Origin of the sequence: Pseudomonas oryzihabitans, from assembly GCF_024652905.1 — a bacterium.
Classification (GTDB): domain Bacteria; phylum Pseudomonadota; class Gammaproteobacteria; order Pseudomonadales; family Pseudomonadaceae; genus Chryseomonas; species Chryseomonas benzopyrenica.
On record NZ_CP102428.1, the window covers coordinates 548,930 to 558,773 of the forward strand.

Annotated in this window: 12 protein-coding genes and 1 riboswitch; of the genes, 2 read left to right on the forward strand and 10 right to left on the reverse strand. The window is 59.8% G+C overall.

Going from position 1 to position 9,844, the window contains the following annotated elements:
* Nucleotides 1-17 precede the first annotated feature (17 nt).
* On the forward strand, nucleotides 18-1,181 hold the full coding sequence (locus NRG74_RS02600) for a TDT family transporter (protein ID WP_027597934.1): 1,164 nt from the start codon (nucleotides 18-20) through the stop codon (nucleotides 1,179-1,181).
* 165 nt (nucleotides 1,182-1,346) lie between these two features.
* On the opposite strand, the gene NRG74_RS02605 is transcribed toward NRG74_RS02600, so the two are convergent.
* The 5 genes from NRG74_RS02605 to NRG74_RS02625 form a co-directional block, all read right to left on the reverse strand.
* On the reverse strand, nucleotides 1,347-1,697 hold the full coding sequence (locus NRG74_RS02605) for a DUF190 domain-containing protein (RefSeq protein ID WP_027597933.1): 351 nt from the start codon (nucleotides 1,695-1,697) through the stop codon (nucleotides 1,347-1,349).
* Nucleotides 1,698-1,707: 10 nt separating this feature from the next.
* On the reverse strand, nucleotides 1,708-2,091 hold the full coding sequence (crcB, locus tag NRG74_RS02610) for a fluoride efflux transporter CrcB (RefSeq protein WP_027597932.1): 384 nt from the start codon (nucleotides 2,089-2,091) through the stop codon (nucleotides 1,708-1,710).
* A gap of 107 nt (nucleotides 2,092-2,198) precedes the next feature.
* Nucleotides 2,199-2,259, reverse strand: a riboswitch (Fluoride riboswitch).
* 151 nt (nucleotides 2,260-2,410) lie between these two features.
* Nucleotides 2,411-3,682: an IS3 family transposase gene (locus NRG74_RS02615; RefSeq protein WP_257705653.1), complete on the reverse strand. Its 1,272-nt coding sequence runs from the start codon at nucleotides 3,680-3,682 to the stop codon at nucleotides 2,411-2,413.
* Between the two features lie 230 nt (nucleotides 3,683-3,912).
* A complete protein-coding gene (locus tag NRG74_RS02620; RefSeq protein ID WP_144948969.1) occupies nucleotides 3,913-4,266 on the reverse strand; it encodes a type II toxin-antitoxin system RelE/ParE family toxin in 354 nt (117 codons plus the stop codon).
* A gap of 3 nt (nucleotides 4,267-4,269) precedes the next feature.
* The gene (locus NRG74_RS02625; RefSeq protein WP_144948972.1) at nucleotides 4,270-4,551 is read right to left on the reverse strand and encodes a type II toxin-antitoxin system ParD family antitoxin; all 282 of its coding nucleotides are present in this window, start codon (nucleotides 4,549-4,551) and stop codon (nucleotides 4,270-4,272) included.
* A 230-nt stretch (nucleotides 4,552-4,781) separates the two neighbouring features.
* Here NRG74_RS02625 and NRG74_RS24450 point away from each other — a divergent pair, with 230 nt between their 5' ends.
* Nucleotides 4,782-5,030, forward strand: a complete 249-nt coding sequence (locus NRG74_RS24450) for a hypothetical protein (RefSeq protein WP_367576073.1) — start codon at nucleotides 4,782-4,784, stop codon at nucleotides 5,028-5,030.
* Between the two features lie 47 nt (nucleotides 5,031-5,077).
* Here the strand turns inward: NRG74_RS24450 and NRG74_RS02630 are convergent, their stop codons facing one another.
* Genes NRG74_RS02630 through NRG74_RS02650 form a run of 5 tightly spaced genes read right to left on the reverse strand, consistent with a single transcriptional unit; the run spans nucleotide 5,078 to nucleotide 9,791 of the window.
* Nucleotides 5,078-6,616 carry a conjugal transfer protein TraG N-terminal domain-containing protein gene (locus NRG74_RS02630; RefSeq protein ID WP_144948979.1) on the reverse strand — a complete coding sequence of 513 codons (1,539 nt, stop codon included), beginning with the start codon at nucleotides 6,614-6,616 and terminating at the stop codon, nucleotides 5,078-5,080.
* Nucleotides 6,617-6,638: 22 nt separating this feature from the next.
* Nucleotides 6,639-7,019, reverse strand: a complete 381-nt coding sequence (locus NRG74_RS02635) for a hypothetical protein (protein WP_144948982.1) — start codon at nucleotides 7,017-7,019, stop codon at nucleotides 6,639-6,641.
* A gap of 2 nt (nucleotides 7,020-7,021) precedes the next feature.
* A complete protein-coding gene (locus NRG74_RS02640; protein WP_391564162.1) occupies nucleotides 7,022-8,413 on the reverse strand; it encodes an integrating conjugative element protein in 1,392 nt (463 codons plus the stop codon).
* Nucleotides 8,410-9,357, reverse strand: coding sequence for a TIGR03756 family integrating conjugative element protein (locus NRG74_RS02645; RefSeq protein WP_186327069.1), 948 nt, complete (start codon nucleotides 9,355-9,357; stop codon nucleotides 8,410-8,412). Before NRG74_RS02645 ends, NRG74_RS02640 begins: the two co-directional genes overlap by 4 nt.
* Complete coding sequence (locus NRG74_RS02650) at nucleotides 9,354-9,791, reverse strand: TIGR03757 family integrating conjugative element protein (protein ID WP_186327070.1); 438 nt, start codon at nucleotides 9,789-9,791, stop codon at nucleotides 9,354-9,356. The genes NRG74_RS02645 and NRG74_RS02650 overlap by 4 nt, the downstream gene beginning before the upstream one ends.
* Between the last annotated feature and the right edge of the window lie 53 nt (nucleotides 9,792-9,844).

A 9,844-nucleotide genomic window follows, 5' to 3' on the forward strand; every position in this document is an offset into this window, starting at 1 on the left:
TCAGCGGAGCTCACCTCATGACATTAAAGGATGCTATAGCCCTGCGCACCGGCGGCAAGCCGCTCAGCCAGCTCAAGCAGCCGCTCGAAGTCGTTCGCCAGTTCACCCCCAACTGGTTTGCGGCAACGATGGGCACCGGTATTTTGGCAATCGCCTTAGCGAGTTTTCCCGCGTCGGTACCCGGCTTGCGTCTGATCGCCGAAGGACTGTGGCTGTTCAACATCTTGCTTTTCGTTCTATTCAGCGGCTTGTATGCCGCTCGCTGGATCTTGTTCTACAACGAAGCCAAGCAAATTTTTGCCCACTCCACCGTATCGATGTTCTTCGGCACCATTCCGATGGGGTTGGCAACAATCATCAACGGGATGCTGATCTTTGGGCTGCCACGATGGGGTGAGGTGGCTGTCACGATTGCCACCGGACTTTGGTGGGTCGATGCGGCCATGGCACTGGTTTGCGGAGTAGCGATTCCGTACCTGATGTTTACTCGTCAGCAGCACAGCATCGATCAAATGACGGCGGTATGGTTGCTACCTGTGGTAGCCGCCGAAGTGGCCGCTGCCAGTGGCGGGCTGTTGGCACCGCACCTAGCCGATGGCGGGCACCAATTCACCGTGCTGGTGACCAGCTATGTGCTTTGGGCCTATTCGGTACCTGTCGCCCTAAGTGTCCTCGTGATCCTGCTATTGCGGATGGCACTGCACAAGCTGCCTCACGAGAACATGGCTGCATCGAGCTGGTTATCGCTTGGCCCCATTGGTACAGGTGCGTTGGGTCTGCTCGTGATGGGCAGCGACGCGCCGGTCATCTTCGCTGCTCACGGTATGGCCGGAATTGGCGCCGTCGCGCAGGGGCTAGGCGTAATTGGCGGGATCCTACTATGGGGACTCGGCTTGTGGTGGATGAGCCTTGCCATACTGATCACGCTGAAGTACGCGCGCCACGGCATCCCTTTCAACCTGGGATGGTGGGGTTTTACTTTTCCACTGGGCGTCTATGCCGTCACGACGCTACGTTTGGGAAGCACGCTTGGGTCAGGTTTCCTTACCGTCTTCGGTGCCTTTTTGGTCGTCGCCTTGACTGCTCTGTGGGCGGTGGTCGCGGGACGCACCCTAGCCGGTGCCTACCGCGGGACGCTGTTCGTCTCGCCTTGCATTGCTCATCTGCAACCACGCAAATGAGGTCGATTAGGTGGCGCCTCGCTGAGCAACGCTACCAAGCTAGGACCATCAGCCCACTCTCTACGACGAGTGAGCTGATGAGTCCGCAAATGGGGCTCAGTGAAAGCCATCCCTTGATGCCGTTGGTTACCGCGGCCGCCTTAACCGATTCAAAGGTGCGTCAGCTCAGGACGAGGATGACTCTGTCTCTTGGGAAGGGCGGTGGCGTCCTACCGTGCCAATCTCGGCAGGCGTCTTGATGTAGAACAGTGCCAAGTCTTCCGATTCGAGGCGTTGAAACAGCATGTCGTGTTGAATTTGAGTCAGCGCCATCGTTACCTGGATGGGCTGATCGGCAAGCTCAAAAAAATGAGCGGAGTGGCGTTTTCCATCTTGGCCAAAGCCTTCAGCCGCCACTGACAACGTTGCGCCACTTAGGTGAAGCTCTTTAGCAAGATCCAGAAGCCAATCTCCAATCTGCTGATGTTCATGGCGACGATTTTGTTCGGTATAGAACGTAACGAGATAGTCGTTCATGCTATTGCCTTTAGCGTGGGTGCAGCAGGTTGATGGTCAAGATACCCAGGGCTGTCATGCACAGGGACCCCACGACATGAACGCTGATTGCAGTCAGCGCCATGAGCAGCCTTCCTTGCTGGATTAGCATCAGTGTCTCAGCAGAAAACGTCGAGAAGGTGGTTAAGCCGCCGCAAAATCCGGTGATCAGAAACAGCCGCCATTCAGGCGCAATCCCGGGCCAAGCAGCGAAGATGGCTACGGCCATTCCGATGATGTAGCCACCTACAAGATTCGCAACGACCGTCCCAGGCGGGAGCGACGGGAACCAGGCATTTAGCTTCAAGCCCAGTATCCAACGGAGCCAGGCACCCAAGGTCGCACCGAGTGCGATGGCTATGAGCGGCTTCAGCATGGAACGTCTCCCAAGGGGAATGGAAGACTAGGGGCCGGGGAGGGATATGGTCGGTGCATAGCGCTGTCCTCGAAAAAGACAGGGCGCACCTACGCACCCTGCCAAGGGGTTACGTAGGCATCATCAGCACGAGGCGGTTTGAGGAGGAATGCCATCTCCTTAGCGGATCATAGCAGCGCAGCAGATGACTTTGAAGATGGCTCGTTCTTGAAGCCGACATGCCTGCCACTGCTTATTGAGACCCGGAGCATGCCTGCACTCCTCAAACGCCGAGGGTCTAGAAACCGATCGACTCTGCGGTAGCTATGAGGCAAACGTCCTATTCGTCACAGGTATTCACAGCTTTCGCTATTGCCAGACGATATTCAGCTGGACTGCGCCCACCCAGTGCCAATTTGATTCGCTCCTTATTGTAGTAGTCGATATAGGCCCGAATTGCTACTGCCAGCTCCTCTACGCTTGAGAACCTGTTGCAGTGGAAAAGCTCAGATTTTAGTACTGCAAAAAAGCTTTCCATTGCCGCATTGTCGAGGCAATTGGCTCGCCTTGACATACTCTGAGTCAGTCCATGCTGACGGATCAGCTGTTGGTAGGCAGGGTATTGATAGTGCCAGCCTTGATCGGAATGGATGAGCGGTTTCTCATGAGGCCGAAGGGTCTTCAATCCGTCTTTCAACATACGTAAGACCATCTCGAACGATGGGCGCTCACTTATCTCGAAAGCCACAATTTCCTTATTGAAGAGGTCAAGAATCGGTGACAGGTATAGCCGGTTTTGATTGACACGAAACTCCGTTATGTCAGTCGCCCACCGCTGATTGGGCTGCGGTGCGGTAAAGCGGCGTTCCAGCAGGTTAGGCGCCACGCAGGACTCCGGCCCTGTGAATGGACGATAGCGACGGCGTCGCAGCGTGCACTTTAACGACATTTCGCCCATCAGCCGCTGTACTGCCTTGTGATTGATCTGCTGCCCCTGATTGCGTAGCGCCTGCGTGATGCGGCGATAGCCATAGCGACCCCGATGATGCGCGAACATCGTCCGGATGCTCTCTTTGCGGGCACCTTGTTTGTCTGGTTGGCGAGTGACCTTGAGGTGGTAGTAGAAGCTGCTTCGAGGAAGACATGCTCCCTGAAGAAGCGCATCAAGTGGATATCGTGACCGCAACTCCTGCACGATAAGTGCTTTCTGCTGATTGTCCAGGTCACTGTCCTTGAGACCCAAGCTCATGGCTTTGCGCAGAAAGGCGTTTTTGACCTGCAGATAGGCAACCTGCTTTTCCAGCTCTCGGACTGGGTTTGCGATGTGGGGCTTGAAAGCGGATGGATCTGGAACGGGAAGAAGGGGCAAGGAGTCACCTCTGCGTTTGCTGGCCAACCCCTCGATACCATACCTCTGCCACGCATCGACCCAGCGCTGCATTTGGGAGCGATTGAGACTAAATCGCTCACTAGCCCGTCGGATTGATAGGCCTTCGACGATCTGTCGCACCACCTCGATCTTGAAATCGATGCTGTGATAACGATAACGCTTTTGTAGAGCCGCTTTTCCGTGATTGGCATAGGCGCCAATCCATCCTTTTACCTGCACCACGCTGACGTCATGCACCCTAGCGAGGTGGCCGTAGCTGCAATCGCCCTTTTAGTACTGAGCGACGATCTTCAATTTGAACGCTAGAGAGTACTTGGGCATGGTACGCCTTCAAGGCAGCGTCCAACTTTCGGGGGTCATTTCACCAACGGCGGAGCCCTTTCTGGTAGGGCTTTTACCCTTATGGCCCCCTTCCATTACGTCCTTTGCGCCAGCCCCTTCGCCCCTTTTGGCTACTCAGGGTTGACCAGGTGCTCCTTGGGCTCCATCACCTCATGCAGCAGCCGGACGATCTCGATGAGGTCTTCGGCCGCGATCCGGTAGAAGACCACATGGCGAGGCTGGCCGACGCGCCGATCTGCCGGAATACCCCTTTGGGTATGGGCCAGATGGAGACTGCGTAAGCCCTCGTGCAGCTCATCACGGGCACGAGTGACCGGCGCGTAGGGCTCGGCTGCGATCAGATTGAAGCTGTTGACCAGCAGGCTCTGGTAGCGCTTGCGCGCCGCAGGGCCGAACTGCTGGGCGGAGTACACCAGGATGTCAGCGAGATCCTGACGGGCCTCGGCGGAGATACGGTACTTCATGGGTCAGCGGCCTATGCGGCTGTCATCAACTCCCAGGCCTTCCAGGTACTGCTCCAAATCCTCGGCAGGCACCTCGTCGAATGTTCCCTGCTCCAGTTGCTGGATCGCTGAGCCCGTGGCGTTACGCAGCGCTTCGATCTTGGCGGAAACCATGGCCTCTTGTTGAATCAGCAAGCGGAGCCCGTTGCGTACCACCTCGCTGGCGTTCTGGTAGCGACCTGTCTCTACCAAGCGATCAATCTCGTGGGAAAGCGGATCGGGGATGACGATGTTCCGGGTGGGCATGGCTGCTCCAGAGTAGGTATTGTAGGGCTATGGCAGTTTATGCCATGCCACTTGCAGCGTCACTCATCGCAGCGTATAAGTACCGTCATAGAGCCATCGCTCCATGGAATGAGGCAGTAGCCATGACCACGCGAAAACCGGGATCGACGGAAGATTGGACCCACCTCGGGAAGCTAGATACGAGTTGTGTGCTCGTCCGGGCTGAGGGCGCTATTTGGAATGGCTTGGCTATGGTGGGCGTGCCGGCGGGCATCGCTAAACCGCTGAAATGGTGCGTGCGGGCTGTTGTCTTAGTAGCTGCTGCAGCTTACTCGCTATATCTCTTTGTGCCGCTGATGCTTGCACTCGGGTACCTGTGGCTGGCGTCTAATGCTTCTCCAAGTAGCACTAGCGACACAGATCCTGATGCACCTTATGGGCGGGATGCTTTGGGCCACCCCTTGAACTCTTTGGGTAGTAGAGATGTGTGGCGGCTTTAGAAAGCTAGTTTCGAGTCGAGCTCTTAACTAGCTTTCTAACTTTCGAGTTACTTAGCGCCGACTGCCTTTGTCACAACATCTCCCCCCGTTTGGCCTGCTACCTTCGCGCTATTCGTTCCTTCCGTAAGCGCCTGGGCGAGGTTACCTACCTTCGCACCCGCCCAGCTCATTGCCGTTATCCAAAACGCCGGCAGCACCAAGAACATCGTTCCCATCACGAAGTCCAGCAGCAGATCCCCCTGCGCATTGTTCACGCCCATCATGATGTTGAAGTTCAGATGGGGAGAGGCCCCCATGATGTTGCCGTACAGGGCGTCCAGGATCGTGCTGTCGACCCAGCGTGCCAACTGCAGCCAGAAGTCGACGAAGACCAAGGCGAACTGCGCGAAAGTCAGGGTCATGGCTACCTTCAGATCGTAGGTGCCCAGCACCAGCACGATGGGGATGCAGATGATGAAGGCCATCATCAGAAAGGCCAGTACCATAGGCGCAGCCTGCCGCACGCTGTCTATGGCCGGGTACATCGCAATCGAGCCCACCGCCTGACCTGCTGTGGCTGTGATGCGAGAAAGGCTGCTTCCGAAGCTACCTCCCACCTGGCCACCGTAATCGCCATACACCTGGCCCTGGGTCAGTACCTGTTTGCGAGGTGATACCAGGTCACGGATCACCTGGTCTTCTACTTCCTGTTTGCTCATCAGTTTGGCCCACTGCGCGAGCTGAGTGATCAGGCTGGGCTCCACGGCCGCCAAAAGCCGCGCACGCAAGCCAACGGACGAGTCACTCCACCACTGGTTGCAGGTCGGGTACCCGCCACCGCCCGAGGTCTGTGCCAGCCCCGCATCGCGGGTGGTGTCGTAAGGCCAGGATGGCCGGGGAGTGTGTGAGCGAAAGCCGGAAGAGCCGTCGTTGTAGTACCCATTGATGGTCAGGAAGTATTTGGAGCCGATCCAGCTGACATCTTCGAATTCAGCATCGGAGAGTTTCGGCTGGGTCATGAAGAGCTTGGCTCTGGCCTGGGCGTAGCAGTCGTTGGTGAAATCCGCGACCTCCTGAGCGAGAAGGGGACTGCCTATCCGGTTGGCATTTACCTCCATGCGAAGTTGCTGCAGATCCTGGCCACATGGGATGCCTGCGACCGCCCCGGCGGTGAAGCCTTTGGACAGAGCGTGGACGACTGCCCACCAGAGCGGAATCTGGGCACTCTTGCCGTTGAGGGTACTGAAGCTTGTACCCCAGCCGGTCTCGGACGGCTTGAGCACGTCGACCTGGCATTGCTGGGAGCGCGTCTTATCGTACTCCAGGGTCGAAAAGCTCAAGGTCGTCCCGGGGGTTGGAATCAGCCCGAGCAGGATGACGAATATGGCCACGTAGAAACGATTTTCGATCCTGGCCAGACTGAGCACTCCCTTGTTGCCCTCGTCCTGGCCCTCGCCGCGGGCGCGGAGCCACTCCTGGATAACGATGGCAGCGAAGGGCGCCGCGAACAGACCGGTGCTGCCGATCATCTCCCAGATGGCACTGTTGATCAGCCAACCCACAAGGGTCAGGTAATACTCGAGGTAGTCGTTGGTATAGAGCGTCATAGGTCTTCTTTCCTAGCTCGAGCTACAGGTGGAGACGCAGTTCGTAGAGCGCGATGACCAAGACAGCCAGGCTCTCGCATCGGACGAGGCGTGACGGTCCACCTGGCAGGCGACCCAGACGCCTGCGGATTGGCCACCAACCGGCGGCGAGGGCTGCGTAGATGCCCATCCGCCAGGCCTGGAGGAAGCCAGCATGGTCCGCGGTCCAGCGCTGGTAGCCCGCCACATCGCCGAATAGCCACTGGATCATCTGGGTGCAGGTCAGGGCGAGCAGCACGGTGGTCAGCAAGACAGTCACTGTCCAGGCCAGGCTCTTGAGTCCGCCTTTGGCGAGACGAGATGCCCAATGCTGCTTGCGCATAGAGGGACCAGGTTGTCCGGTTTCGCCGGGAAGATGGCTCATGGTCATTGGCCCTTGCTCGGACTCTCGACACGATCCAGCCGGTTCGGCAGAGGATCGCCCTGGAAGATGCCCTTAGAGGCATCCTTGCGGATCGAGGCGCGCTGCAGGATGGTGGTCGGCGAGTTGCCGGCCAGCTCTCGGCGCATGTCCAGCTCGGTCTTGAGGTTCTGGATCTCGGCCTGCAGGTTGGCGGCGTTTTGGTCGACCTGCGTCTGGGCGACCTGGTTGGCGGCCACATTGGGCTCCTGGCGGCCAGCGGCCAGAGTGCGTGTCAGCGACAGGGCCTTCTCGATGACATCGGCCAGGGCGACCTCGGACACGAGCCGCTTGGCCAGCACGTCCTGGTCCTGTTCGGTACGCAGCGATTCGATGATGCCGCGGGTGACTGGGATGGAGTTGCTGCCGGCAGCAGCCAGGTTCTCTGCCGTCATCGGCTGGGTGCCGGCGATGAGCGCGTTCACCGCCTTGAGCTTGGTGTCGTAGGTCTCCTGGATAAGCGGGGTGAGCCCGACCCCGGCCTGGGTCACCGTCTTCTGGCAGTTGTCGCAGGTCTGCTGCTGTTGCTCGCCCAGGACGCGGGTGGCAAAGGTCGCGGCCTCCTGCGGTGATGACCAAGTGCTGCAGACGAGGCCGCCGTTACAGCTGCTGGCAGGGATGCTCCCCGTGCTGTTGGGCGCCCGGCCGCTGAGCATGTTGTAGCCGGCCTTGGTGACGTCGCCGACCACCTTGATGGGCTGCTGGCCACTGCCCCCAGCCTTGCTCCCGCCAACCCAGGTCACGCCCTCGTTCCCGCTCTTCTGCTCGACCTGGTTGATGGCCGCGACGGCATCGGTGGTGCTGGCAGCGGCCGACTTCATTGCCTCACCCTCGGCGAGCTTGTTCCAGCCGACCTGGCCGCCGGCGACATCGAGCATCTTGTCGGCGATGGCGCGGCAGGTGCCTTTCGAGCGATCGAAATCCAGGCGGGCCTGGCCAATGCCGTTGGTGATGAGGTTGTACAGGCCTGGGTTGGCGCGCTGCAGGATCAGGCCGGGGAGGGAAGCGACGGCGCTGGTGGCGTTCTGTAGCACCGAGCTCATGATGGTCTTAAAACCCTGGGTGGCGCCGTTGAGCTGGTTCTGCAGGGTGTTGGTCAGGCTCATGTTTCCGCAGATCAGGTTGGTGTTCCAGCCACCACCGATCTGGATGCTATCCATGTTGCCGACGCTGCCCATGGACACGGCGTTGCCGCCGCCGACGCTGTAGAGCACGTCATCACCGATAACGCTGCCCTGGGACTGCACACGGTAGGGCTCGGCCGCCTGGACAGTGCTGCCGAGGAGAAAGCCGGCCAGGCAGGTGCTGGCCAACAGGGTGAGGCGAGAGGTGTTCATGATCGACGGCTCCCTGATCATTGAAAGTCGGTGCTGCCCAGGAAGACCTGGCCTTCACGCTTGCAGCAGCTGTAGGGGCGCCACAGCGCCCAGGCGTAGGCGCCCACGGCGTCTTGGACGTGTGGGCCCGGGCTGGGAAAGGCAGCGCAGCTCTGGCTTAGCGTGGGCGTGAGCTCCTGCCACTTGCCGGTGGTGGCGTCGCCCTCGAGCAGCTCGCCCGCGGGCCAATAACCGTCCTCGGGCTGGGCAAGCAGCGACTGATAGACGTGGATCTGGCCAGAGCGCGTGACGACGTCGCCGGCGCGCTGGGCCATGACCGCCGCGGCCTTGTAGTCGTCGGGCTGATGCAGGAAGCCGCTGCGCGGATAGACATTGCCCCACAGGTCGCCGGACAAGGTGCCGCCCACTTCGCGCTTGCCCGGGATGAGGGCCTCCGGATACACGACCTCAGGAATGCCGTACCGCCAAGCCAGGTAGTCGTAGTTGCTCAGTAGATAGGGCATGTAGGCGGTACCGGCGCCTTTGCAGGTGTAGCCGGAGCCGCTGGCGAACTGACTGAAGGCGTAGCCACCCGGGTGGCCGATGACTTCAGTGTTCTTGAAGCGGGCGCTGATCGTCGCGTTCGCCTGGGTCGCGCTGTCGCCCGGATCGTTGCCACCAGCGGCGACAGTGCTGACTGGGCTGAAAGAGGCCATCTCGGTCCACGGGTTCTCGCCGGTATTGGCGTAGCTGGACACCACCGCATCGGGCACGAAGTGCCGTACCTTGGCCGAGGTCTTAACCTTGCAGCCGTAGGGGGTGCAGAACAGCCAATAGCAGATGCCGACCACCTTGTATTCGAGGCATTCAGGCGAGAGCGAGGACGACACGATGGTCGCGGTGGTGACCGCTGCCGTGGCCTGCAGGCTGGTGGCCAGCGGGATGGCCAGTACGAGGCGCCGGAGGCGCTGCAGACGCGGCGTCATCGTCCGGTGCTCCGGAAGCGCTCGATGCTGGCCATGGCGGCCGCCACGTCAGGCTGGCCATAGACCACATACTGACGATCCACTACGACGGCCGGTAGCTTGGCCACACCCAGGCTCCAGGCATCGGCCACGTCCTGGTGCGCCCTGGCAAGGTCACGGCCCAGCTGCTGTGCAGAGGCCGAGCGCATCCGCTGTTGCATGATAGCTACGGCCTGGTGCGGATCCGCCGGCAGGCCTTCGGAGAGCTTTTGCTCAAGGCGGTCCGGGGCATCCAGAAGTAAAACCCGGGTGCCGGCGCTGTTGATGAGCGGATGAGCGGCGTCGGAGATGGCCAGCACGTCCGCTGTGGCGAAGGGGACGCAGGCGGTGGCTAGGACAAAGCCCAGCAGGCGGGCTTTCAGGCCTGCTGAGAAGGTAGGGGGGGAAATGGACATGCGCGGTACCAGGCAGAGGAGTGGCTGGTACAGGAAACGCGATCAGAAGGGCT

Bases quoted from the DNA above. Each gene is read 5' to 3' on its own strand.
- NRG74_RS02640 (WP_391564162.1), bottom strand. From the start codon at position 8,413: ATGATCAGGGAGCCGTCGATCATGAACACCTCTCGCCTCACCCTGTTG.
- crcB (WP_027597932.1), bottom strand. From the start codon at position 2,091: ATGCTGAAGCCGCTCATAGCCATCGCACTCGGTGCGACCTTGGGTGCC.
- NRG74_RS02625 (WP_144948972.1), bottom strand. From the start codon at position 4,551: ATGCCCACCCGGAACATCGTCATCCCCGATCCGCTTTCCCACGAGATT.
- NRG74_RS02600 (WP_027597934.1), top strand. From the start codon at position 18: ATGACATTAAAGGATGCTATAGCCCTGCGCACCGGCGGCAAGCCGCTC.
- NRG74_RS02635 (WP_144948982.1), bottom strand. From the start codon at position 7,019: ATGAGCCATCTTCCCGGCGAAACCGGACAACCTGGTCCCTCTATGCGC.
- NRG74_RS02605 (WP_027597933.1), bottom strand. From the start codon at position 1,697: ATGAACGACTATCTCGTTACGTTCTATACCGAACAAAATCGTCGCCAT.
- NRG74_RS24450 (WP_367576073.1), top strand. From the start codon at position 4,782: ATGGTGGGCGTGCCGGCGGGCATCGCTAAACCGCTGAAATGGTGCGTG.
- NRG74_RS02620 (WP_144948969.1), bottom strand. From the start codon at position 4,266: ATGAAGTACCGTATCTCCGCCGAGGCCCGTCAGGATCTCGCTGACATC.
- NRG74_RS02650 (WP_186327070.1), bottom strand. From the start codon at position 9,791: ATGTCCATTTCCCCCCCTACCTTCTCAGCAGGCCTGAAAGCCCGCCTG.
- NRG74_RS02645 (WP_186327069.1), bottom strand. From the start codon at position 9,357: ATGACGCCGCGTCTGCAGCGCCTCCGGCGCCTCGTACTGGCCATCCCG.
- NRG74_RS02630 (WP_144948979.1), bottom strand. From the start codon at position 6,616: ATGACGCTCTATACCAACGACTACCTCGAGTATTACCTGACCCTTGTG.